Source organism: Thermostichus sp. MS-CIW-25, from assembly GCF_054060015.1.
The window spans coordinates 11,443-35,706 of sequence record NZ_JBSSCS010000030.1 but is presented as its reverse complement, the minus strand read 5'-3'; the positions used below and the strand labels follow the sequence as shown (position 1 = coordinate 35,706).

15 protein-coding genes and 1 pseudogene are annotated in these 24,264 nt (G+C 56.5%); 5 read left to right on the top strand and 11 right to left on the bottom strand.

Annotated features, from left to right (window positions below; genetic code table 11):
- Positions 1–203: 203 nt before the first annotated feature.
- The 3 genes from sat to ACVWZ1_RS10820 form a co-directional block, all read right to left on the bottom strand.
- A complete protein-coding gene (gene sat, locus ACVWZ1_RS10830) occupies positions 204–1,394 on the bottom strand; it encodes a sulfate adenylyltransferase (protein WP_457503361.1) in 1,191 nt (396 codons plus the stop codon).
- A gap of 165 nt (positions 1,395–1,559) precedes the next feature.
- Positions 1,560–1,928: a hypothetical protein gene (locus ACVWZ1_RS10825; protein WP_414329683.1), complete on the bottom strand. Its 369-nt coding sequence runs from the start codon at positions 1,926–1,928 to the stop codon at positions 1,560–1,562.
- Between the two features lie 140 nt (positions 1,929–2,068).
- Positions 2,069–2,851 (bottom strand): ParA family protein, encoded by a 783-nt coding sequence (locus ACVWZ1_RS10820; RefSeq protein ID WP_414350153.1) that lies wholly within the window; start codon positions 2,849–2,851, stop codon positions 2,069–2,071.
- Between the two features lie 124 nt (positions 2,852–2,975).
- On the opposite strand from ACVWZ1_RS10820, the gene ACVWZ1_RS10815 reads away from it, so the two are divergent.
- From ACVWZ1_RS10815 to ACVWZ1_RS10795, 5 genes are all read left to right on the top strand, one after another.
- Positions 2,976–4,262: a glucose-1-phosphate adenylyltransferase gene (locus ACVWZ1_RS10815; protein WP_457503359.1), complete on the top strand. Its 1,287-nt coding sequence runs from the start codon at positions 2,976–2,978 to the stop codon at positions 4,260–4,262.
- Positions 4,263–4,397: 135 nt separating this feature from the next.
- Positions 4,398–6,170, top strand: a complete 1,773-nt coding sequence (locus ACVWZ1_RS10810) for an ABC1 kinase family protein (RefSeq protein ID WP_457503358.1) — start codon at positions 4,398–4,400, stop codon at positions 6,168–6,170.
- Positions 6,171–6,261: 91 nt separating this feature from the next.
- Positions 6,262–6,594 (top strand): hypothetical protein, encoded by a 333-nt coding sequence (locus tag ACVWZ1_RS10805; protein ID WP_457503357.1) that lies wholly within the window; start codon positions 6,262–6,264, stop codon positions 6,592–6,594.
- A 178-nt stretch (positions 6,595–6,772) separates the two neighbouring features.
- Positions 6,773–7,102, top strand: coding sequence for a YggT family protein (locus ACVWZ1_RS10800; protein WP_414419115.1), 330 nt, complete (start codon positions 6,773–6,775; stop codon positions 7,100–7,102).
- Between the two features lie 74 nt (positions 7,103–7,176).
- Positions 7,177–8,538: a cytosine deaminase gene (locus ACVWZ1_RS10795; RefSeq protein WP_457503362.1), complete on the top strand. Its 1,362-nt coding sequence runs from the start codon at positions 7,177–7,179 to the stop codon at positions 8,536–8,538.
- A gap of 743 nt (positions 8,539–9,281) precedes the next feature.
- Here the strand turns inward: ACVWZ1_RS10795 and ACVWZ1_RS10790 are convergent.
- The 8 genes and pseudogenes from ACVWZ1_RS10790 to zds form a co-directional block, all read right to left on the bottom strand.
- The gene (locus tag ACVWZ1_RS10790) at positions 9,282–12,644 is read right to left on the bottom strand and encodes a Swt1 family HEPN domain-containing protein (RefSeq protein ID WP_414329672.1); all 3,363 of its coding nucleotides are present in this window, start codon (positions 12,642–12,644) and stop codon (positions 9,282–9,284) included.
- Between the two features lie 38 nt (positions 12,645–12,682).
- Entirely contained in the window at positions 12,683–13,255 is a 573-nt protein-coding gene (locus ACVWZ1_RS10785; RefSeq protein ID WP_414344690.1) for a Uma2 family endonuclease, read from the bottom strand.
- A gap of 39 nt (positions 13,256–13,294) precedes the next feature.
- Entirely contained in the window at positions 13,295–13,867 is a 573-nt protein-coding gene (locus ACVWZ1_RS10780) for a Uma2 family endonuclease (RefSeq protein ID WP_414329684.1), read from the bottom strand.
- A 47-nt stretch (positions 13,868–13,914) separates the two neighbouring features.
- Positions 13,915–14,562: a Uma2 family endonuclease gene (locus tag ACVWZ1_RS10775; protein ID WP_414329080.1), complete on the bottom strand. Its 648-nt coding sequence runs from the start codon at positions 14,560–14,562 to the stop codon at positions 13,915–13,917.
- A gap of 308 nt (positions 14,563–14,870) precedes the next feature.
- Positions 14,871–17,924: a DUF1156 domain-containing protein gene (locus ACVWZ1_RS10770; protein WP_457503356.1), complete on the bottom strand. Its 3,054-nt coding sequence runs from the start codon at positions 17,922–17,924 to the stop codon at positions 14,871–14,873.
- 702 nt (positions 17,925–18,626) lie between these two features.
- The gene (locus tag ACVWZ1_RS10765) at positions 18,627–22,226 is read right to left on the bottom strand and encodes a helicase-related protein (protein ID WP_457503355.1); all 3,600 of its coding nucleotides are present in this window, start codon (positions 22,224–22,226) and stop codon (positions 18,627–18,629) included.
- A 212-nt stretch (positions 22,227–22,438) separates the two neighbouring features.
- Positions 22,439–22,622, bottom strand: a pseudogene (locus tag ACVWZ1_RS10760) (hypothetical protein); the annotation flags it as partial.
- A 59-nt stretch (positions 22,623–22,681) separates the two neighbouring features.
- Complete coding sequence (gene zds, locus ACVWZ1_RS10755; protein ID WP_457503354.1) at positions 22,682–24,121, bottom strand: 9,9'-di-cis-zeta-carotene desaturase; 1,440 nt, start codon at positions 24,119–24,121, stop codon at positions 22,682–22,684.
- Positions 24,122–24,264 lie beyond the last annotated feature (143 nt).

Below are 24,264 nucleotides of genomic sequence, written 5' to 3'. Positions count from 1 at the left end.
ACTTGGCTCATAAGTTCATTGTACTTCATCAAAGCGCATTCCTCCCGGCACTGACCCTACGGGTACAGTGCGGGGCTCCTGCGATTTCTAGCTGATACTCGACTGGAATCTGGTTCAAGTTCAACTTTCAATACAACTTTCAATACAGAGGGTCTGGTCTGTCCCAGGCCCTTTTTGACTGCCACTTAGGGAGATTCCCAGGGTTAACCCCGCTCTCGCATGGCTTCGGCCAGCAGCCGGGCCACTTCTGGTCGAGAAAACTCCGGCGGGGGCACTTCACCGCGGCGCAGCATTTCCCGCACCTTGGTACCTGAGAGGTGAATGCGCTGGTGAGGCTGGCTGGGGCTGGTCTTGGCCGTGGCCATGGTGCCGGTGACGGTGCAATAGAAAGCATGTTCAAACTTCAAGGGAATGATGCCCAGCTCCCCCGGCTGGAACTCATCGAAAATGTGTTGGGCATCGTAGGTACCGTAGTAGTTCCCCACCCCGGCGTGATCCCGCCCCACAATGAAATGGGTACAGCCATAGTTTTTGCGAATGAGAGCATGGAAAATAGCCTCGCGGGGGCCGGCGTAGCGCATCGACGCAGGGTTGATGGCCAAGATCACCCGCTCCTTGGGGTAGTACTTTTCGATCAACACCTCGTAGCAGCGCATGCGCACATCGGCGGGAATGTCGTCGCTTTTGGTAGCCCCCACCAGCGGGTGCAAAAATAGCCCGTCCACAATCTCCAAGGCACATTTTTGGATGTATTCATGGGCGCGGTGGATGGGGTTGCGGGTTTGGAAGCCTACAATGGTTCTCCAGCCTCTTTCCCGAAACAGTTGCCGCGATTGGGCCGGGTCAATCTGGTAGGCCGGAAAAAGAGGGTGGGGATCCCGCTGCAGGAGGGTGACGGGGCCGGCCAAATAGACGGATCCCTGCTCGTAGAGCACCTTTACCCCTGGATGCTGCTCATCGGTGGTGCGATAAACTTGCAGGGCTTCGTATGTTTTATCGTAGGTGAACTTCTCGGTCAGCTCCAGTAAGCCCAGGATCTTGCCTGCGGAGCTGGCCAAGGCAATCATTTGCCCCTCTTTCAGACCCGCTGCCACTTCTGAGGAGACCGGCAGGGTGACCGGCAGCGACCAAGCCAAGCCATTGGCCAGGTGCATTGTTTCCAGAACGGCCTGGTAATCTTCCCGCCCCATAAACCCCGTTAGCGGGCTGAAGCCCCCAATGGCGATCATCTCCAGATCCGATTGGGCCCGCTCGTCGAGATAGAGGATGGGGCAATGTTCGGCTTTGGAACGCAGCTCCTGCGCCTGCTCAGGCGGGGCAATGCAGTTGATCAGGGTGCCCCCGTGGGGCGGAATGGCATCACCAGAAGGGAGAGTCGATGGAGATTGGCTCATGAGAAGGGCACTGAGAACAAAGGTTATCCAATCCAATATCCAACTATCGGATCCCAGATCCCCAGAAAGTGGGGAAGAAAGCACAGGTCGGGCTGAAAACAGGAGGGAGCAGAACAGGTGGAGACCCCATCCAAATCACGCCCTTAGGGATCCCTTCCATCCCAGTCAATCCAGCAGATAGGGAGGCATGCTTTCATCGGTGGCTGATACATTGTCGAAGATGGGCCGATTCATGATCTTCTTTTGCGCGTGCAGAGGCGAGGATTGGGGTTTGGGCTGAATGATGGGGGCTTGCTCTTTGGGTTTCCGTAACTCCTGGATGGTTTTAGCCCGCTCGTCCGCAACCGCTTGCAACTGCGCCAGCGCCTTTTGCAATTCGTCCCGATGGGCAGTAACCTGCTGCAATTGAGCTTGCAGGGTAGAGACTTTGTTTTGGTAGTCTTGCAAGAGTTGTTGAGCTTCGGCCAGTTGGCTTTTGAGGGCTGCAATTTCCGGCAATTCTGGGGTTGGTTCTGGGGGAGACTGAGAAGACATCGTTGTCGGCTCCTCGCCTGTGGGAGTAGACTCTGCGGAGGTGGGCTCTGAACTGGTTTTAGCACCGGCCTTGCGCCGAATTCCGCCGGAGCGGCGGGAAGTTTCCCCCGACGAAGGAAAGAGGCTACGGTCAGATCCAGTCACAAGAGCACCTCGCGTTCAACAAACTGCAGCAGCCGCTGACACACCGCCGATCCAGGCCGATAGTCCATCACCGTCAAGCCGTAGTCAAAAGCGATGCGCAAATCGCTGCTATCTGGAATAGTAACGGGTGAAAGCACATCCGCAAAAATCTGTTGCGCTTGCACATACAATTGCCCGGTGTGGGATCCCGACCAAATGCCCCCCGGCAGATAGCGGTCATCCAGCATTGTCAAAATGGCGCGGGCTTGGCTTAGCTGGCCTTTCAGGGCCTCAATGTAGCGCAAGGTCACTTCCGTGCAGGAGAAATCGGCGCGGTTGAGCCGTGTCGGGATCAACACCCGCTGGGCCACCCGCAGGGCATTGGCGGTGAGAGCATTCAGTTCTCCCGGCGTATCGAGAAAGATGAAGTCGTAGTCCGGCAGCAAGGGATCCAGTTGGCGCTGCAATAGATTCTGCCCCATCTCTCCAGCAGCAGCCAGTTGGGCCGCCACTTCCGCCATGGTGCTGTGGGAGGGCGCCACATCTACCCCCTTGTCGGTGCAGTAGATCACCTCTTCCAGAGGACGTTGGTGTTGCGGGTGTAAGCTGGCCCAAACCGTTTCCGGTGCCGGCAAGGATCCGGCCTCTTCCAAGTAGAGACTGCTGGCAGTGGCCTGGGACGTGAGATCGATGAGCAGAACTCGGTATCCCCGTTGGGCCGTCAACTGAGCCGCGTGGACGCAGAGGGTGGACTTGCCAGTGCCCCCTTTGTTGTTGGTAAAGGCCAGGATACGCGCCATCAGCTCCCCCCGTTTTGCCAACTTGTTCCCCTTTCCGAGCAGCCCGGCCAGATCCGACAGGACAGCCGTTTAGGTGGCCCCGCAGCAGTCTATGCTATTGGGTGTAGCCTGGTGGAGGACAACCATGCGCGATGTACTGGCGATCATCTTGGGAGGTGGGCGTGGCACCCGACTTTATCCCCTGACCAAGCGCCGCGCTAAACCTGCTGTGCCCCTGGCCGGCAAATACCGCCTCATCGACATCCCGGTCAGCAACTGCATCAACTCCGACATCGAAAAAATCTACGTCCTCACCCAGTTCAACTCTGCCTCTCTGAACCGCCACATCGTCAACACCTACCGCTTGTCTCCCTTTACAGGCGGCTTTGTGGACGTTTTGGCGGCCCAACAAACCCCTGATAATCCCGATTGGTTCCAAGGCACCGCCGATGCCGTTCGCCAATACCTCTGGCTGATGGACTCCTGGAAGCCGCGGGACTTCCTCATCCTATCTGGGGATCACCTCTACCGCATGGACTACCGCCCCTTCATCCACCATCACCGGCAGGTTGGGGCCGATGTGACGCTGGCGGTGCTCCCCTGTGAAGAAAAAGTGGCCTCGGGTTTTGGCTTGCTCAAGCTTGGCGAGAACGGTCGCATTGTGGATTTCAAGGAAAAGCCAACAGGAGATCTGCTGAAAGCCTGTCAGGTGGACACCCAAGCCCTCGGCCTCAGCCCGGAAGAAGCCAAAGCCAAGCCCTACATCGCCTCCATGGGCATCTATGTATTCAAGCGAGAAGCTCTGATCGAGATGCTCAAAGTCAAGGAGCACACCGACTTTGGCAAAGAGGTGCTGCCGGCAGCCATCGGCAAGTACCATCTGCAAGCCTACCTCTTCAAGGGTTACTGGGAAGACATCGGCACCATCGAGGCTTTTTACCGGGCCAACCTGGCACTGGTGCAGCAGCCCAACCCGCCCTTCAGCTTCTTCGACAGCGAAATGCCCATCTACACCCGCCCGCGCTTTTTGCCCCCCAACAAAATCCTCGACTCCCAGATTGTCAACTCCATGATCGCCGATGGCTGCATCATCAAAAACGCCCAAATTCGCAACTCCATCATCGGCATTCGCAGCCGCTTGGAGGCCAACACCATTGTGGAAAACACCCTGGTAATGGGAGCCGATTACTACGAGTCGGCAGAAGAGCGACAGGCCAGGCTGGAGGAAGGGATCCCACCGGTGGGCATCGGGGCCAACTCTCACATTGTCAACGCCATCGTGGATAAGAATGCCCGCATTGGGCGCAATGTCCGCATCCTCAACAAGGATCACGTCACCGAAGCGCAGCGGGAAGAGGAAGGGATCTGGATCAGCAATGGCATCGTCACCATCATCAAAGACTCGGTGATCCCGGACAACACCATCATTTGAGGGGGAAACAGGCCAGCCCTGGCCGAGAAGGGGGCAGGATGGGGCTGACAGGCCCTTGCGCAGAAACGGCGAGGCTTTTTCTGTTAAGATGGATACCGAGAGCTTTAAAACAAAAGACTGTGAGATCGCTGGAGTGTGTTTAGTAGAACTTCGCCCATTGCCGCTTTGGAAGTTTACGATCCGCAATTGATCTGCCGTTATTACCGCTGGCGCCTGCCCCAAGTGATTGGTCGGGCGCTGGCCATTCTCTGGCCTTTCTTGTGGTTTGTCCTCTGTTTGCGCTGGGATCAACTGTGGGGACACACTGATCGCAATGTGGGACGGCGCTCGGTGCAGTTGCGACAGCTGCTCACCGACCTGGGGCCAACGTTCATCAAGGTGGGGCAGGCCCTCTCCACCCGCCCCGATCTGGTGCGCAAAGACTACCTAGAAGAACTCACCCAACTGCAAGATCAACTGCCGCCATTTCCTTCCGAGCAAGCATTTGCCCGCATCGAATCCGAGTTAGGCCGTCCGATTGCCGAGATCTTTGCCCAGATCTCTCCAGAGCCGGTGGCTGCTGCCAGTTTGGGCCAGGTTTACAAAGCGCAGTTGCACAGCGGCGAATGGGTGGCGGTGAAGGTGCAGCGACCCCATCTGCGAGAGCAGTTGAGCCTGGATCTGTACCTGATTCGCTGGGCCTCGACATGGCTGGGCCCCTGGCTGCCCTTAAACCTGGGCAGTACTTTGACGGCGGTGGTCGATGAGTTTGGCCGCAAGCTTTTTGAGGAGATCGACTACCTGCACGAAGGGCGAAACTGCGAGCGCTTCGCCGAATACTTCCGCGACGATCCGGATGTGTACGTGCCGCGCATCTTTTGGGCTTACAGCAGCCGCCGGGTTCTAACCCTGGAGTGGATCGACGGCATCAAGCTGACGGATGTGGAGCGCATTCGAGCAGCCAACCTGGAGGTGAAACAATTGGTGCGTATCGGGGTGGTTGCTGCCCTCAAGCAATTGCTGGAATACGGCTTTTTCCACGCGGATCCCCACCCAGGTAACTTGTTTGCCCTCACCGATGGCCGTATGGCCTACATCGATTTCGGCATGATGGATCAGCTTACCGAGGAAATGAAGGAGTACTTGGTGGATGCTCTGGTTCACCTGGTGGATCGCGACTACAACGCCCTGATCGATGACTTTATTCATCTGGGCTTTTTGCAGCCGGATGTCGGCCGCCAAGAGCTGATCCCCGCCTTGGAAAAGGTGCTGGCAGACGTGCTGACCCAAGAGGTGGTCAACTTTAACTTCAAAACGGCCACAGATCAGTTCTCCGACTTGATGTACCGCTACCCCTTTCAGGTGCCCTCCCACTTTGCTCTGGTGATCCGCTCTTTGGTGACCCAAGAGGGAGTAGCCCTCAGCCTCTATCCCCAGTTCCGCATCGTCGGTGTGGCCTATCCCTATGTGGCCAAGCGCCTGCTGACGGATGAATCGCCGCGTATTCGCCAACGGCTGCTGCAAGTGTTGATCAAGGATGGTAAGTTCCGCTGGAACCGCCTGGAGAACCTGATTCAAATTGCCCGCAGCGATGGGGGATTGGATTGGTTACCCACCGCCCAAACGGGTTTGCGCTACCTGATGTCGGAAGAGGCCCGCGATCTGCGCCGCCAGTTGGTGCTTTCCCTCACAGAAGATGATCGCCTTCACTTTGAGGAGCTGCAGCGCCTGTGGCGGTTGATCAGCCCTGAACTTTCCCCGGCCTACCTCTGGCAGGCGACGCTGAGATCCCTACCCTCGACCGGCGATCTGCAACACACGTTTGCCGAGTTCAGGGATCAGGTGCAAGCCCATCTGGAACATCTTAGCCGCTGGCGGCCACCTCAACCCTGGTCGGATTTGCTGGCAGGAGTGGGACAGGAAAGATAGAACGGAAGAAGGTGGCTCAAGTTTAAGTTTGTTGTTTATTGAGCTGGACAGAAGCGTGGCAGATCAGAAAGGTGATTTCATTGCGGGTGTAGTGACCGGCGCCGTGTTGGGAGGGATCATCGGCGGGGTGATCGGGTTTGTGCTTGCCCCTCGACTCAGCAAGGGATCCGCCGAAGGCCAACGCCGGGATCCGGATCGTCTCAACGGCACCTCGGTAGCCCCTGAACGACCGCGCCTCAGTGCTTCGGGTGAGTTGGCCATGTCCAGCGACTGGAGGAAGTGGGAAAATGAGGCAGAACGCATTGCTCAAGCCCGCCGCACTCTAGAGGCCAAGATTGCCGAGTTAAACGAGGCGATCCAGGCCACCCGGGCTCAGTTGCTTGTCAAGGAAGTGCCTGCCCCTGCTGCTGAGGAAAACTCTTGAGCTTGAGCGGGAAGAAGGAACCTCAGGGGTCTCCCGCCCATGTCAAACTAGAGGCGGCAATGGCTTTCTGCCTTGCATCTTTGGATGGGTTGCCATCGGATGTGAGGTTTGCCTCTGCTGACGGCGTTTGGTCTGTCTGACTGATCTGTGTTTTGTTCATTCCCTTCTCTGAACCGCTATGATGCTTAGCCACTTGTTGTCTCCTCTCGCCTGGATGGACGGCCTCTCCCTGGGGTTGGTCTACGGCACTGCCGCGTCTTTGCTGTTCCGCTCCCTTTACCAGTTCATTGTCATTTACAATGCTCTGCTGATCGTGCGGATTTTGCTGAGCTGGTTCCCGCAACTGAACTGGTCTAACCCCATCCTGTCGGTGCTCAGCCAACTCACCGATCCCTATCTCAACCTGTTCCGCGGCATCATCCCCCCCATTGGCGGCTTGGACTTTTCCCCCTGGCTGGCCTTCATTTTGCTCAGTTTTGCCATGCAGGTGGTGGGCCAGTTTGCCTAGCTGCTGTAGCACTGGATTCCTCCTGAGGGGCTCGGATCCCCTTAAGATTGGGAGTCACTTTTTCGTTGCCCACCGTGCAGATCCCCGGCGTTGCCCACTACTGGCTGCTGAATGCTCAGGTTCCCCTGTCGGTACTGAAGGAGGCGGTGCGGGGGGCTGTCCCCAACCGCGATAACCTGGTGTTGCTGGATCTGGAAATTGAAGGGGGGCAGATCCGCCAAATCCGGCTGGCAACAGGGATCCCGCCCCAGGGGATCCCCAGCGTGGATCTAAGGCGGGGCCAAGTGTGGCCGTGTTTTGTGGACATCCATACCCACCTGGATAAGGGGCATGTGTGGCCGCGCACCCCCAATCCCGATGGTACCTTTGCCGGGGCGAGGCAGGCCGGCCAGGAAGATTGGGCGAAGATGGAGCAAGCCTATGACGGGGATCCGGAGCAGTTTCGGGAGGATCTCTATCGTCGCTTTAGCTTTGGTTTGCGCTGCAGCTATGCCCATGGATCCCAGGCGGTGCGCACTCACCTAGTCTGCTATGGCCCCTCAGCCGAGATGATTTGGGAAATCTTTGCCCAGTTGCGCCGAGAGTGGGCGGGCAGACTGGAGCTGCAAGCAGTAACGCTGGTGGACCTAGACTTCTTTCTCACCCCCGCAGGGGAGAAGCTGGCGGACAAGGTGGCGGAAGTGGGCGGGATCCTGGGTGGGGTGGCGGCGATGGGGCCGGAACTGGATCGGCAATTGGATCGGGTGTTTGCCCTGGCCAAGGAGCGGGGCCTGGCTCTGGACTTTCATACGGATGAGACGGATGATCCCGGATCCCTCACATTGAGATACGTAGCAGCGGCGGCCTTGCGCAACGATTTTCCCCATCAGGTGGTGTGTGGCCATTGCTGTAGCCTGGCCGTGCAACCGCCGGAGGTGGCCCACAAGACTATGGCCTTGGTCAGAGAGGCGGGAATTGCCGTGGTCAGCCTGCCCATGTGTAACCTGTACTTGCAAGCCCGTAACCCCGGCCATACCCCCCGCTGGCGGGGAGTGACGCTGTTGCATGAGCTGAAGGCTTTGGGCGTGCCGGTGATGATAGCCAGCGATAATTGCCGGGATCCCTTCTACGGCTTTGGGGATCACGATGGCTTGGAGGTGTTCCGGGAGGCCACCCGCATTTTGCACCTGGATACCCCCTATGGGGATTGGCCACAGGCGATTACCACCACCCCTGCCCGCATCATGGGCTTGACCGAGCGAGGGCAAATTGGGGTGGGCTTGCCGGCAGATCTGGTGCTGTTCAAGGGACGTGGCTTTGATGAGCTGCTCTCGCGACCCCAACATGACCGGGTGGTGTTGCGTCAGGGGCAGGCCATCGACACGACTCTGCCGGACTACAGCGAACTGGACGACTTGATGGAGAAGGTGGGGACAGCGCTCAGCTCCGAGAAGTAGAGCGGGGTCACAGTCGTTTCAAGTTAGATTAAGACACTTCCCAATTGCTGATACATTCACGCTGAACTCTCCTGAACATGGTTCAGGAAAGAAGCGATCGCATCCTGCCTATCTCTGTTCGCGTCAGCGGGACGGAGTCCAAACAGGAAGGCGGTATCCCGCAAAGCCCTGAGGAATACCCCCCGAGCGCTTTCCCCCTTCACTTCCCGGCAACCGTTGCGGTGGACTCAAGGATCAGGGGGAAACTTGGTCTACTATATCCCTCTCAATGACTTTTGCCAAACCGCCTAAAGCTCAGTAAATTCAGCAAAGTTCAGGGTTTTGGGGGTTAGAGGCATGCTCCACGGTGCCGCCCCAGCGTTCCGCGCCGCTGCCACAACCACCACCTCCAGGCAAAGGGAGAGAGCATGACTCTAGTCAATAATAAGCTCAACTATACTGAAAATAATGTATAATATGTTCAGTACGGATTACTACCAGTTGATCTTTCTGTTTACTTTCGAGTCTGCCAACATGGTAGCCAAAGCAAAGCAGAAAATTGGTAGTAAGACGACACGGAAACTGCGCTTTGGGTATTCTACTCAAAGCTTTGCGGGATACCGCCATTCTGGTTGGAAACAAACAGAATGCTATCGCTGCATAGTTGAACAGTGATGTGTGGCTACGCCACGCAAGCGAACAGCAGTGTTCAGCGTAAATGTATCAGCTAGTGCACAATGCTAAGGAAAAAGTTTCATTCCCGCTTAAAAATGACTATGCGGATTGTCCTCGAACTCCAGGGTGCAGAACTTTAAGGTTCGGCAGTTTTCCGCTACCGTGCGCCTCACGCTCTCCGGTAAGCCTTCCGGTATTTCCGCGTCGATTTCCAGGGTAATTTTGACAGTGGCTCCTGGCAGATTGGTCAGGTGCCGGATGACCTCGTCGGCAAGGGTTGCAACATCTCTGTTGACCCGCAGGGGATCCATTTCCACCCTGCCGTAAAATCGCCTCGGCAACGCCGGCTGGGAAACTTGATTTCCTTGATTCGTAACTGGGGAATCCTCCTCGCCGGGGCCAGGAAGAGGCGGAGTGCTGTCTGGGAAGATGCAGGGCGCCTTTGGGGAAGGAACTTGAAGGGCTTCCAATTGACGGCGGGCAACCTCTGGCTTGACCAGCAGGCTGTTGGAACCGATGCTGGGCTTGACTATGGCTGCCACTTGCAAGCCGAGGTATTTGCCTTTGGACTCATCGAAGGCCTCTGCGTAGGCAAAGCTATCCTCCCAAGCAGTTGAGGCTACCCCGTCTTCTACAGCTCTTAGAAGAACGGATGGGTCTTTCAAGCGGGGTAGGTAGAGGTACTGGGCCAGGCATTCCCACAGTCGTTTGAGATCGATGTGATCAGCCTCGCGCCAGAGGAATCTATCCAGCGTATCCAGGCGGAGGGTGATGGCAGAGTAAGCGGTAACCAGATCCCCCTCGTGGACAGCTTTGCGGCTGGCTTGCAAAATGGGGGAATCTTGCCCCTGCAGTCGGCATTCTTTCCACTCTAGACTGCCTTGGGGATCAGGCTGGGCTGGGATCAGCAGCCATTGATAGGTTTCCCGCAGAGCAGCCTCAACAGCAGCCTCGGATTGGTGCAGCTTGGTATTGGCTTGGGCGGTTTGGAAGGCATCTAGGTTGAGGAGATCTTTGTCTTCCAGGATCCCTTTCCAAGCTAGGTATTGGGCGGTATTGCGTTCTAGGCTTTCCAGGCGGGTTTTGTCGGGCGCCAAAAACAGCAGCATGTTCCTGTAGTAGCGGGGGCCGCTGCCGCGACGCTGGAGGGCCTGCTCAGCCCAGACTCGCCCAGGGCTATCCTGGCTACCCCGGCTATGGGAATACTGAGGATGCAGGATCACCAGCCGCACGCCTAAAGTGGGATCGTCGGGAATATCGGCAGTGGAGTCGGGGGCAACGTGAACGGCACTGAACTCACCGCGATTTCTGTCGGCTTTGAGGCGCCGGATGATCTCTTGGCAGAGGGTGTGGGGCTCGTCCCTCAACAGTTGCTCGGCTCGCTCCTGAGCAGTGCGGTTGACGTTGGGCTGGGTGGAAATCCAGTAGCGACTGCCATCTCCGTATAGGTAAGTTGCCTGGTCGGATAGCCGCCGCAGGGCATCGCCGAAGGTGATGGGGTGTTCTCCCGGTTGCACGCAGCCCAGCTTGATGCGGCGCTCCTCAATGCCGCGGTTGGCGGCCCGCAGGGTGGGGGCGGATCCCATGTAGATGGTGCGGGCAACCCGGCGACAGGCGGAATACCGGCCCAGGTTGGGGTGATCTCGGTCGAGAGTCAGGGGCAGGGAAGTGGGGCCATCCACGTCTTTGTCGATTACCGGCAGCCAGTTGTCGTCTAGGTAGCGGGTCAGCTCTGCTTGTACCTGTTGATCGTCCATGGGGATGTGGGCGGGCAGGATCATCAGGCTGCGGTCATTTCGCTCCCAGAGGGTGTGGATGACCCTGGCCATCAGCCGTAGCACACCGCGGGTGCGTTGAAACTTGTCGAGAGTAGACCAGTCGGAGTAAAGGCGGTCAAACAGCTCTGGGTGAATGGGATAAGCAGCCTTGAGGCGGCGTTCGTAGTCACTTTCTTTGCACTCGCTGGGAAATTCCTGGCTTTGGCTGCGATAGAGATCCATGAACGCTTTCACCACGGCATCCCGCTGCACAAATAGCTCGGGATTGGTGAGGGGCTGAAACAGGCGGCGGCGGACAATTTCAAAGCTTTCTTCAGCGCTCGCGGGCCGCCAAGGGGATTCCACCCGGCCAATGGCATTTCTCAGGCGAACCAGAGCTTCTTTGCCCCGCTCCCCGCCAATTTCGATATCCGAAGAAGGAAGGCTCACCACCAGCAGTGTATCTTTTGCGTTCTTGGCCGATTCGCTCAGGGTTTGGGCAAAGGTAAACTGGGTGTCGAAACTGCCGCCGGCTAGGTCAGGGCTGTCGTGGAGTTGGCGAGCATAGGCCACCCACTCATCGATTAGGATCAGGCAAGGGGCATAGCGGTTGAACAAGACTTTAAGCGCATCGCCGGGGTTGGTGGAAGTTGCGTCGGCCTGCTGCACCCGCGCATAGCCTTCGGCACCTCCCAGTTGCCAGGCCAACTCCCCCCAAAGGGTGCGGATCAGGGGGCGGTTTTGCTGGGCGTGCTCAGGCTTGTAGGAGGGAATGCCGCTGGGCTGGAGCTTGTTCCCCACCAGGACGGCTATCCTGACGTTTTGAGGTGGTCTCTGCAGACCGACGGCTTGGAGAAGAGACTCTGTGCCGGGTAGGGGGCCCTCACCCCTAGCCCCTCTTCCAAAGAGGTGGTAGAGGGCAAGCATGGCGTGGGTTTTGCCGCCGCCAAAGTTGGTCTGCAACTCTATCACGGGATCCCCCCCTTGGCCGCTGAGGCGCTTCAGGGCATTGGTGAGCAGTTGTTGCAATCCCTCGGTAAGGTAGGTGCGGCGGTAGAACTCGACGGGATCCCGGTACTCATCCGAACCTTCGCCCAGGTAGACTTCCCAAAGATCGGCGGCAAATTCGGCTTGTTGGAAGCGACCTGAAGCCACATCGGGGTGGGGAGTGGCAACCTCGCGCCAGGGCTTGAGGCCAGCCTGGGGCTGACCTTCTGTAGGGGATCCCATAGCGCGACGGCTTTCCCGCTTGGCCTGTTCTTCGAAGCGCAGTCGCAGTAGCTCTTGTTTTTGTTTTTCAACTTCGGCAGCTTGGGGGGCAGCAATGGCGCTCAGCAGTCGGGCAACGCTATCGAGGGCGCGATAGGCATCGTCAAAACCAAAAGTGCAGGTGTGGGCCCAGGTGTTGCGGGTATTGCGCAGCTCGCTGACTAGGGTGCGCTCCGCTTGTCCCAGAGTTTGCCTGAAGACGGTGTTCCACTGCTCCCACATGAGAGTCAGCAGCGCCAAAACATCTTCCTCCAGGATCTGCTCAGGACTTTTGAATTTGGGAGAGCTCTCGGGCAGGTTGTCGGCGACAACTGTCAGCCACTTCTCTCCATGGAAGGCTTGCATCTCCCGCACGACAAAAGGATAAAGCCCCTGCCGCAGAAGGTTGAGGGCGCGTCCAACTCGTTCGTGGTTGCTGATAGCCATAAGTGATTGAATGAAATTGAAGTTAGGGGGTGGGTCGATTATTTCCAGATTAAAGTGAGATCCACAACAAAGCCAGGGAGAACCGGATCCCCAGACAAGCTAGTAGGCCGCTCCAAAACTTGCACCAGCTGACCTGGGCGGTAGACGTAAACCCGCTGGCTTTCTGGATCGATCAGCCAGCCCAGTTGGGATCCGTTGTCTAGGTACTCCTGCAGCTTGGCCTGAAGGATAGCCAGCTCGTCAGTGGGGGACTTCAGTTCCAGCACAAAGTCGGGGCAAAGAGGAGCAAAGCGACGACGCTGCTCCGGGGTAAGCTGCTGCCAGCGCTCTTTGGCAATCCAAGCGGCATCGGGAGAGCGGATGGCCCCATTGGGCAGGGCAAAGCCCGCGGAAGAGTCAAAGACAAAACCTAAGTTCTTGCCTCGATTCCACTGCCACAGTTGGCCCAGCAGGTCGGCATTGCGGAATCCAGTTTCGCTGCCTGCAGGGGCCATGGCGATCAGTTCTCCTTGGGCGGTGCGTTCCAGGCGCAGCTCAGGATTCTGCCGACAAAGCTGCTCGAAAACTTCATCGGTTAAATTCACAGCCGGCTGCAGGTTGAGGGCAATCATGAGCTCATCCTGGTGGGCAGTTTTAGAGCGTGGGGAGCACTATTCCCAGATTAAGGTGAGATCCACCACAAAGCCAGGGAGAACGGGATCCCCAGACAAACTAGCAGGTCGCTCCAAAACTTGCACCGGCTGACCTGGGCGATAGACGTAAACTTGGCCCTTTTCTGGGTCAATTAACCAGCCCAGTTGGGATCCGTTGTCCAGGTACTCCTGCAGCTTGGCCTGAAGGATAGCCAGCTCGTCAGTAGGAGACTTTAGTTCCAGCACAAAGTCAGGGCAAAGAGGAGCAAAGCGACGGCGCTGCTCTGGGGTAAGCTGCTGCCAGCGCTCTTTGGCAATCCAAGCGGCATCGGGAGAGCGGATGGCCCCATTCGGCAGGGCAAAACCTGCAGAGGAGTCAAAGGCTACACCAAGCTGGGTTTGCCGGTTCCACTGCCAGAGCTGGGCGCTGAGGCTCAAGTTTTGACGGCTGCTTTCGCTGCCTGCAGGGGCCGTGGCGATCAGTTCTCCTTGGGCAGTGCGCTCTAGGCGCAGCTCAGGATTTTGCCGGCAAAGCTGTTCGAAAACTTCATCGGTTAAATTCAAAGCCGGTTGCAGGTTGAGGGCAAGCATCATCTTCTTTGGGCAAAACTCTCAGAGTACGTGGCCTATGGCTCGTATTAATTCCCTAAGATGGAGCGTATTTTTTGGCGAAGGGCACGAAGGGCTGGACTTCTACCCAGATCTCGACTTTGGGCCAAGACTTCTGGCACCCACTCTAAAATCGGTAGCTGAGGAAAGGTTGGGCTGGTGGCAGAAGCCTGATATTGGCCGGATTGCAGGATGTAGATGGTTAGCTGGTTGCCTTGATAAACCCAAAGTTCGGGCACTCCTAGGCGGGTGTAAGCCTCAATCTGGGTTTTGGAAGTAACATCCACTTCGATGGCCAGATCCGGAGGCGGGTCAACAGATAGATCCAGCCGATCTTTGCCAATCACGGCCTGGTGATTTTGGATATAGAAGCATTCATCAGGTTCGATCCCGTAGTTCATTGCTTGCTGTTTGAAGGTAGCTGACCCAAAACATTCGCAGTCAACTTCCAGTTCCTCTAGCAAGATTTTGACAATGTCTCCAATGATGGATTTTTCTCGCTCATGCTTGGGTGAGGGCATTCTGATTTCCAATATCCCATCGCTGTAAGCAATGCGGCTGGCTCGCTTTTCGCCCAGCTCATCTAGGATGGCTTCAAAGTCTAACCAATTCAGATTGTGAATCAGCAGGCGCTGGCCGGGTGGGATGGTGAGTTGTCGAAGCTGGAGGGTGACCATCGTCTGGTTGGGTGTAAGGATAGAAACTCTGAGGTCTTTTAGCTTATGGGGGTGTGGGGGTAGCTAAGCCCCGCACTGTACTCGTAGAGTCAGTGTCGGGATACAGATACCCCCACATGGTGTATGATGGGAGTACTTGCACAAAACGGCTTTTGCCGGAATCTGGTGCAACTACGCGGTAGGGCATTCCGTGTCTGCTCGTGGAGGGTTCTTGCGTAGGCTCCCCGATGAAGCGAGAAGCCCGCTCCGTACTGCCTGCAGTCGGAGTCGGGAGTATGTCACGCTTTGCTTCCCCCAGAGGTAGGGGGCTAAAGCAAGCTGGGCTGGAAAGGATCATGCTGCTTTTTCTTCATTTCGGATGCTAGCCGGTTAATTTCTGGCCAGGCAATGACGAGAGTGTTATAGGCTAGGGCTTCTTGAGTCCAGCCTTTCTTTTCGCAGAGGGTATAGAGCCGATAGGCCAGATCGCGGGCAACCGCACCTCTATCTCCCAAGGCAGCCAGGAGAGCGGCGGCTTCCATTTCTCCTTTCCGATCGAGGGTGTGGATGAGGGTCTGGGTGATGAGCCAGGCGGAGGAAGCAAGGAGCAAGGAGAGGGAATCTGCTCCCTTTTCTTTTCTCTGGGCTATTTCCTCTCTTCTCAACAACCGCACCTTGCCGGCCTTGGCTTCTAGGATCCCAAGTTCCTCAAGGGACTCAATGCTGACGTTTCTGGCCTTGCTGAGGACTTCTGCTTCCCCGTAGGGGCCTGGCTCAAATTGATATTGGGCAAACCAAGTGGTGGCCCAGCGGCTGCCCTCATCGAGTTCCCCTTCTTGTTCGCTGAGATATTCATCTAGGTACTGGTTGATCAGTTGCAGGGCCGTGCGGACGGTCAGGGGAGAACCATCGCTTTCCAAAACTGCAGCGTAGCGGGAATAAATGGCCATGCCGGGGCCGATGCTGGCTTGGGCCAAGTCCACAGGAGCAATGCTGCCCTGCTGCAGAAGTTTAAGCGCCTTGGGCAGCTCGCGCTTCAGCTCGGCAAGGAATTGGCGACGGGTAGCCTTGGGCGCATCGGCGGGGCGGGGACGACAGACGAGGACAATCGAGGAAGCGAGAGCATTGGAGCCAGATGCAACCATGCGATTTTTGAGTTCGCTGCGCATAGGCCAAGTACCGTCAATCGTGAACCCAGCCCTAATTAAGCCTTCCAGCATGGTTTCCCATCCGGTAGAGGCTCTGCCCATGGGTTCTGTGCCGCCAACGCGAACACCCCTAACCCCTGTCCCAGAGCGGGAGAGGGGAACTGGATTATCTATATCCTCATCTTCTTCTCCCTCTCGCCCCTCGTGGGAGAGTAGGTCGGGGGGTGAGGGGTCTTCTTCGGTTTGCTTGAAGGCATAGTAAACTGTGAGGGGATAATCAGCACGGGAGAGGTAATGCAGTCGGTTAAAGGCTTTGCCCAGTCCTGTTTCAAAGAATTCTTTTGCTTTTTGTTTGCTGCCCCCGAAGCGATAGGGCGTTGCCACCAGTTCTTGAGTTTTGGGAACCAACAAAGTGCTGCAAATGTTGGGATAGACAGAGCCAAGGGAACGACGCAGCCAGACATAGAAGAAATCCGAGAGATCGGCATACCCGATGTTGTCGAAATAAGGGGGATCGGTGGAGATGAGCTTGGGGGTGGTGTCGTGGGGGTGAGGGGCTGTTGCGTCATGTTGGGTGACTTGAGCAAGAGAATTGGGAAGCGCGTTTTCAAGAACTTTAACAATCCAATCAATCGCACCATTGAAGTTTCCTGTTGAATCACTCATGGGATTGGCTTCGGCAAAATCCCAAGCCATAGGAATTGCTTGTCGTGTAAAAACATGGCTCATTTTCTCGCCACTGGTGTGCCAAGTGCAAATGCTGCTCCAATAATCCGAACTTTTGTTGATCGCAAAACTCAAATAAACGCTAATCGCCTCTCCATAGGCCCTAGCTCCCGTTCCGCCCTCAGCCAAGGGCACATCGTCATTGGGGAGTCCGGAGGCAGTCGCGTCAGCGGTGCGTAGCATTTTGGCATCGGCAATGGCCTTTTCCCGTGCTTCCGCCACCAAGTCGCTGAAAGTGGTGAGGGCCACCAGTTGCCGAGGGGTGAAGAGGTCGGCGTGTTTGGTCATGCCGTAATTTTGGACGCGAAACCCTAATGCTTCCTTGGGTAACTCAGTATCCGGCTTCCAACTGGGTTGAGCCGAATTGGCAATTGCCTCGTGCTCTGGGGTGGGATCCAGGTACACTCTGCCGTTTGGCCCCTCTGCCACTATGGCCATCATCTGGGATCCCATGCGTCCGGCCTGACCTTCTTTGCGGATGTACTCCAGCGGCACAGGCGTTCCGCAGGCAATGCAGCGTGCTCCTTTGCGGCCTACGGTTCCCTCCGGCGCTTTGCCCTTACCTGACCTGACCACAAACCGGATTGAGGGAGCAGAAGCGCTCTCTCCCCCATTCACCACCACTGGCTCTACCCAAGCCTCTTTCCCCTTCTTCGTCGAAAGCTGAAACGATCGCACCAAGGGCATCTGACAGCGGCAGGCTGGATTTGGACAGGTCACCGTCCGCGCCCACAACCAGGCAATCACCGTCAACTCCTCTGTGCCTAAGGGGTTTGAACAGGGAGGATAGAGATGTCCAATGCGTTCAAAGGCTTGTTCCCGCATCCAAGCCCCGTAATACCGGACATCTGCTGCCAATCCTTGGGCACCCCGCCAGGCTGAGATATGCTTCTTAGCCCGATCTTCAGGGTTGATGGGGGCTTTGTCCTTAAACTTCGGTGGAATCTCGATCAATGCCTTGTTGATCAGCACCGCCACCGGGTTGAGATCGCTGGCATGGGCCTCTAACCCCAAGCGCTGCGCTTCCAACGGGATGGATCCGCCACCGGCAAAGGGATCGTAAACGGGCGGCGCGTGCTTGGCGATGTATGCTCTAACGGCTGCCGGATCCGTAGGGGGCTCTTCCCCCCGATCCCAGGCTAGACATCGGGCAATCTCTCGCTGCGCTGCCTCCAGCACCCCGGAGTTGGGATCGTTCACGTCATCCCAGGACACCAGACCCCGCACGACCCGCTTCCCCTGTTCGATCTCTATGCGGCCCAGGATGTTGAACAGCCGCTGCCGCTCTCGCTCTTGGTCGGCCTCGGTGGGGAACTTGTCCGGCCAACTGGAAGGGTCATCGACCAGGGAAGCCCAGAGCACTGCCCGACAGGCTGCTAGGGGTCGCCGCGCCCACCAGAGATGTAGGGTGCTGGGGTGACCATGGCGGATGGATTTCTCGCGAGCCGATTCCAGATTGATGGCTTCGAGGGGCAGGGCAACTTCAATCAGCTTCTTGCGGCGGCTCATTAGACAAAGGTCAGCTAGAAATTGCAGGAGCCCCGCACTGTACCCGTAGGGTCGGTGTCGGGAGGAATGCTATAATAAATAATACTGCGGACACCAGAAACGGTTGTTTAAGGCACTGGTAACGGTCGATTGGGGGTGCTGTAAACCACCCCAGAGGTCAAGCCTACGGCTCGCTTCGCGAACGTGGTTGGCTTGCTAACTGCAGGGCTACTAAAAGCCCGCTTCGTACCGCCTAGCGGTTGGTGTCGGGTAGTTTACTCGGGTTAAACAGGCTGCAGTTTAGAGTTTAGTCTGAGGGGAAGGCGGGCTCAACGAAAAGATGGCTCCAGCCTGTTCAAGAACAAGTGACATACTCCCATCACTGACCCTACAGGTACAGCGTGGGCTTCGCGCTTCATCGGGGAGCCTTCGCAAGAACCCTCCACGCGCAGACACGGAATGCCCTACCGCGTAGTTGTACCAGATTCCGGCAACGCCGTTTTATACAACTACTCCCATCATACATCATGTGGGGGTATCTGTATCCCGACACTGACACTACGGGTACAGTGCGGGGCTTAGCTACCCCACGCCCCCACAAGCTAAGGCATCTTGATTTTGGACAAGCCATGTTGGGCTGCAAGACAACTCGCTGACCTGCTGGAACATGGATTTGCCGCAATTCCAGTAGCATGAATTCATCCTACCAATGAAAGTTAGTATCTATTTGGGATCCCTTCCTCGATTCCACAATTCTTTCCAATCATAGTTGACGCTACTGGCCCCAAAATCCGGCTCCCGTTGAAAAGGCCGCCGCACATACCGCACCTGGCAGCCTTCGCCCGGCACGGTGTAGGTGCCTGCAGGGGTCTTTACCCTGAAGGCATCCCCTTCTGGAAAGGCGGGATCGGCTGGCACTTCTACCAAAGCCAGGATGAAATGGTCGGGTTTGTTGAGAGCTGTCAAGATTTCATTTTTGGTAACGGTTACCGTCTTTGCTCCCTCAACTCTGCCTTTGACTTCAATGAAGCGAAGGCCTTCCCTTCCAGCGGATTCGATATCATAGCCCAGGTTTTCAGCGCTGACATCACGAGGTTCGTAGCCCAACGCCCGCTCTATGGCCATAACGGCAGCCATTGCTGCTTGTTCTACTCGCCGGGTTTCGCGGGCAAAGGTGGTAGGGGTTGACCCTCGCTTGCCCTGTAGCCGCTGCAGCAGTCCGATGGGGATCACCAAGGCTTTCCCGGTTACCACCGGCGGCAAGGAGGATAGCTGGCGCTCCTGCTCCAACTCCGATAGGCGCTTCTGAAGGCGATCCGCCAACTCATCCGCCCGCTGCTGAGCCTTGGCAGAGTTGAGCTTGGCGTTGGGCCTGCCGGCTTGCTCTTGCAGCCGCAACTGTGCAGCTTGATGATCCCAGTAGTTAATTTCTCGGGTGAGGCGATCTTTAACAGCCAGCTCCGTCTTGTTGATCAATTCTTCCCGCTGAGCTTTGATTTCCTGGAAATGCTGGGGAACTAAACGCTCAATGGCGTAAGCGATGGCTTGGCTTTCTACCTCTGAAGCCGAGAGCTGGGGGATGTGGGATCCAGCTTTCGCTTTCACAAGGTCGCGCTCTGCGGGAGTTAGGGGCCGGTAGTCCAAGTAGGGAGCATAGCCGGCGCTTCTTACCCTGACGCTCTCTCCTCCTCCTAGCCCTTGGGGAGCGGGGAGAAAGATCTCCACATATTGCATCCGTCGGGAGATAACCCGTCGCTGGCCATTTCGGTCTAGGCGCCCATCCTGAAGGGCATGCTCTAGGTACACCAGTATCCGTGGTGTTTCGCCGGGATCGTTTTCATCGACGAGGATGGATCCCTGTCTGAGCAAATCTCGGTGTTGCTCCAAAACCAAGTCCAGAGTGGCATCCAGCAGGGGATGGCCTGGGCAGATGAACTCTGCCGGGGGCTTGTTGGGGACGCTGATGAGGTTTTTGTTAAAGGTAATCCGCTCGTATTTTTTTAAGATGGGTGCGCCCAACCCAATCTGGCGGTCGCGATTGCGAATTGCTGCCGGCACATGGGTAATTTCATAGCGTTTGGGTTCCCGCTCTCGAATGGTGCCACCCAAGCGTTGAAAAGCTTCTAGGAAGAAGGAGGCGATGAAATGAGGCTGGAGCTTGCGGGCCTCGGCTCGCTCCATTTCCGCCCGGATTTGCTGCACTTTGGTCGTATCCATCGAGTCGTGGGCCAGGGCGCGTTCTGCCAGGAGTTCCCTGAGCCGCTCGTGGTCTAGGCGATCTGCAATCACTTGATTGAGTCGGGCCTTGACCTCTGGACGATCCCCGTAGCGAATGGCCTCGATCAGCAGCTCTCGCAGTTCTTGACCGGCAATCGCTTTGCCCAGGACATCGAAGACCTTGCCCCCCAAGGCCCTTTGCTCGATTTCTATTTTTTTCAGCAAAGCCAAGTAGACATCTCCTTCCCGCGTTTCCTCGGCCACTAGGTTCCACAGGTGGCAGACCTCGGTTTGACCAATGCGGTGAATTCTCCCAAAGCGCTGCTCCAGGCGGTTGGGGTTCCAAGGCAGGTCGTAGTTCACCATCAGGTGGGCCCGTTGAAGGTTGATCCCTTCTCCCGCAGCATCGGTAGCAATGAGTACTTGAACGGCGGGATCCTGTTTAAAGGCTTCCTCGGCTTTTTTGCGCTCTTCTCGACCCATGCTGCCGTGAATGGTGATCACCGCTTCCGGTTGGCCCAGCAAGTTCCCCACTCGGTCAGCCAGATAGTTGAGGGTATCTCGATGTTCGGTGAAGATAACCAACTTGCGCCGATGTCCGCCGGCATCAAACATCTCCCCCTGATTTTGCAAGAGTTTCGATAGCTCCTCCCACTTGCGGTCTTTGCCGCTACGTCTCACTTGCAAGGCTAATTTTTCCAGCTCCTGCAGCCGCTGAATTTCTGCCTGCAGCTCGACAATTGTGCGGGCGGCAGTTGCCTGATCTACCAGCTCTTCTTCTCGCGGTTCCCGCTCTTCAGCAGGGCAGTCTTCAAAATCCTCATCCCAGCCTTCTTCGTCTAGCAGGGAAGTGGTAAAAGCAAGGTTGTCTCCCCGGCTGCGCAATTGTTCTTCCTTTAGCTTCCGCTGCAGTCTCTCTCGTCTTCGCAGCAAGGATCGGTAGATCGCTTCTGGAGAAGAGGCTAGCCGACGTTGCAGGATGGTTAAAGCAAAACCGACCGTCCTTTTGCGGCTACCTTGCTCTAAAGCTTCCGCGCGGTTAAACTCTTCGCGCACGTAATCGGTCACTTCCTTATAGAGCCTGGCTTCCAGGTCAGACAAGACGTACTGGACGGTGTAAGCTCGCCGTTCGGGAAAGAGAGGCTTGCCATCGAACTTGAGCAGGTCTTCTTTCACCAGCCGCCGCATCAAATCCGAGGCATCACAGGTATGAACTCCATCTCGGAATCTCCCCTCAAAGCGATCCCCATCCAGCAAAGCCAAAAAAAGCTGAAAGTCTTCTTCTCTACCGTTGTGGGGAGTGGCTGTCATCAGTAAAAAGTGGCGTGTTAGCTGCGAGAGCAACTTGCCCAGCTTGTAACGCTTGGTTTCTTTGATTTCTCCCCCAAAGAAGGATGCGGAGAGTTTGTGGGCCTCATCAACAATAACCAGATCCCAATCAGTTTGCCTCAGTTTCTCCTGCAGGGCCTCATCTCGGCTGAGCTTATCGAGGCGGGCAATGAGAAGAGGTATCTCCAGGAAAGGGTTGCCAGTTCGGGCGGCTTGAATGCGATCGTTGGTCAAGATCTCAAAGGGCAAATGAAACTTTTGCACCATCTCATCTTGCCACTGCAGCGTTAGACTCCCCGGGCAAACGATGAGACAGCGGTGCAAGTCACCTCGAATCAATAGCTCTCTAACCAAAAGCCCTGCCATGATGGTTTTGCCGGCACCTGGGTCATCGGCCAGCAAAAACCGCAGCGGCTGCCGCGTGAGCATTTCCCCATAGACGGCGCTGATCTGGTGGGGCAGGGGTTCTACCAGAGAGGTGTGAACGGCCAGCAAGGGATCAAACAGGTGCGCCAGCCGAATCCGATAGGCCTCTGAAGCTAGGCGAAATAAGGCGCCGTCTCCCTCGAAGTTGCCAAGGGATCCCTCGGCTACCACCTCTAGGGTTGGCTCTTTATCCCGAAACAGAAGCTCTGAATGGAGACGCCCCTGAGTGTCTTTGTAGATGGCCTCGATGGTGCTGCTGCCGTACCACCTCACACTCACGATGGCAACGGTTTGATTGGGCAGGATCCCTTTGACCTTGGCGCCAGGGGTGAGATCTTCCAGTCGAGCCATAAACTGCGGGTTTCCAGAGCTGCGAGCGGAGCCTGTTCCAGCTCCCCATTGCTATGTTGCGCTCACTTCCAGCTCTTTTCCCACAGCAAAAGTCCCCTTCTTCCATAAAAGGAGACAGCAGTTTGGAGTTGGCAAGCGGCTTCACGACGGTTTTAAGCCGGTTTTAAGTCCTGATACATTTACGCTGAACACTGCTGAACATCACTGTTCAACTATGCAGCGATAGCATTCTGTTTGTTTCCAACCAGAATGGCGGTATCCCGCAAAGCTTTGAGTAGAATACCCAAAGCGCAGTTTCCGTGTCGTCTTACTACCAATTTTCTGCTTTGCTTTGGCTACCATGTTGGCAGACTCGAAAGTAAACAGAAAGATCAACTGGTAGTAATCCGTACTGAACATATTATACATTATTTTCAGTATAGTTGAGCTTATTATTGACTAGAGTCATGCTCCTATCAGGGATCCCTGTGGGCAGCCAGAATGGCCTGAGCAGCCAGGTGGCCGGAGAGGGTGGCCCCTTCCATGCTGTCGATGTAGTCTTGGGCGGTGTAGCTGCCGGCAAAAAAGAAGTTGGGTATTGGGGTCTTTTGCTGTGGGCGATAGGGATCCATGCCCGGTGCTTCTCGATAGAGGGAGTGGGCCAGTTTCACCACGCTGTACCAGGTCATGTTCAGTTGCCGGGATGAGGGAAACAGCTCGTGGACTTGGTGCAACACGTGCTGGGCAATTTGCTCGTTGGGCATGGCTATGAAGGGATCCCCCGGCGTGAGCACGCATTGTAATAGAGATCCCTGGCCCGGCTTGTAGTAGTCGGCGGGGCTGGTGAGGGCCAGATCGGCAAAACAGGAAAAATCGGCATCGGCGGTGTAGAGGAGATTATCGATGCCAAGAGCCTCTGGGTGTTGGCTGGCTCGTTTGGCCTGGCCTTGGGGGTTCAGCTCCGTCACCCAGCCATCGAAGCGCAATTGCACCGTGGCCACCGGTACGGATTCCAGCTTGTAGAGGTTGTCGAACTGAGGCCACTGCCGCCACACTTCCGGGATCAGCCGTTTGGCCCCTTCCACTGCCGTTGCACACACATACACATCTGCCTCTACCCGCTCTCCATTGGCCAAGAGCAAGCCGGTCACCGCGTAGGGAGGAGAGTCGTTCACTTCAATGCGGCTGACCCCTCTGCGGGTGTGGATCTGGCCCCCACGGGCTTGGATGTAGCGGACGATGGGCTGAGTGAGGTAAGTGTCCGGGGATCCCTTGAGGAGATTGAGCTTGGAAGCCTCTGTTTTGCTGGCAAACATCTGAAAGATCGTCAGCATGCAGCGGGCAGAAATCTGTTCTGTATCGATAAAGCCCAAGGCATAGGCAATCGGGTTCCACATCCGCTTCAGGCTACCCTCGGATCCCCCATGCCGCCGAAACCAATCGGCAAAGCTCATCCGATCCAAGGCGCGAATTTGCCGCATTGCCCCTTCATAGTCCAGCAAGCCGCGAATCAAAGGGCTGGTGCCCAGCGCCAAGGCGTTGCGCAGCTTGTCCGCCCAAGAGAGTTGCTCGGTGGTGAAAAAAGCTTTGAGGCCGTTGAAAGGTGCCCCCAGGGGAAAGCGAAAATCCAGACTGGCCGTTTGCCCACCTCGGTTGACAAAGATGTGGGTGTGCTGCTTGGGCAGCAGGTTCTCGTAGGCTCCCACCTTCTTCATCAGGGCAAACAAATTGCTGTAGTTGCAGAAAAAAACGTGCAGCCCCATCTCGATGTGGTTGCCATCGGCATCCTGCCAGGATCCCACCTTGCCGCCGACAAAAGGCCGCGCCTCGTAGAGCTGCACCTCGTGTCCTGCTTCAACCAAATCGACTGCCGTCACCAACCCGGCCAATCCGGCCCCAATAATGGCTACCCGCATAGCAATACCCTCAGACAGGCGCTGCCCGGGATCCCGCCCAGACTTTGCGCAACTGCAAAGAAAGATGAACTTCTCTCATTCTGGAACAAAATGCGCCAGGGATCCCTGACTTGACAAACCACCGCAAAACTTGCCATCATAAA

What these genes read in the sequence shown, in the direction of transcription:
- ACVWZ1_RS10815 (WP_457503359.1), top strand. Translation starts at nt 2,976, where the DNA reads ATGCGCGATGTACTGGCGATCATCTTGGGAGGTGGGCGTGGCACCCGA.
- ACVWZ1_RS10780 (WP_414329684.1), bottom strand. Translation starts at nt 13,867, where the DNA reads ATGCTTGCCCTCAACCTGCAACCGGCTTTGAATTTAACCGATGAAGTT.
- ACVWZ1_RS10800 (WP_414419115.1), top strand. Translation starts at nt 6,773, where the DNA reads ATGATGCTTAGCCACTTGTTGTCTCCTCTCGCCTGGATGGACGGCCTC.
- ACVWZ1_RS10820 (WP_414350153.1), bottom strand. Translation starts at nt 2,851, where the DNA reads ATGGCGCGTATCCTGGCCTTTACCAACAACAAAGGGGGCACTGGCAAG.
- ACVWZ1_RS10765 (WP_457503355.1), bottom strand. Translation starts at nt 22,226, where the DNA reads ATGGCTCGACTGGAAGATCTCACCCCTGGCGCCAAGGTCAAAGGGATC.
- ACVWZ1_RS10790 (WP_414329672.1), bottom strand. Translation starts at nt 12,644, where the DNA reads ATGGCTATCAGCAACCACGAACGAGTTGGACGCGCCCTCAACCTTCTG.
- zds (WP_457503354.1), bottom strand. Translation starts at nt 24,121, where the DNA reads ATGCGGGTAGCCATTATTGGGGCCGGATTGGCCGGGTTGGTGACGGCA.
- ACVWZ1_RS10775 (WP_414329080.1), bottom strand. Translation starts at nt 14,562, where the DNA reads ATGGTCACCCTCCAGCTTCGACAACTCACCATCCCACCCGGCCAGCGC.
- ACVWZ1_RS10825 (WP_414329683.1), bottom strand. Translation starts at nt 1,928, where the DNA reads ATGTCTTCTCAGTCTCCCCCAGAACCAACCCCAGAATTGCCGGAAATT.
- ACVWZ1_RS10785 (WP_414344690.1), bottom strand. Translation starts at nt 13,255, where the DNA reads ATGATTGCCCTCAACCTGCAGCCGGCTGTGAATTTAACCGATGAAGTT.
- ACVWZ1_RS10770 (WP_457503356.1), bottom strand. Translation starts at nt 17,924, where the DNA reads ATGAGCCGCCGCAAGAAGCTGATTGAAGTTGCCCTGCCCCTCGAAGCC.
- sat (WP_457503361.1), bottom strand. Translation starts at nt 1,394, where the DNA reads ATGAGCCAATCTCCATCGACTCTCCCTTCTGGTGATGCCATTCCGCCC.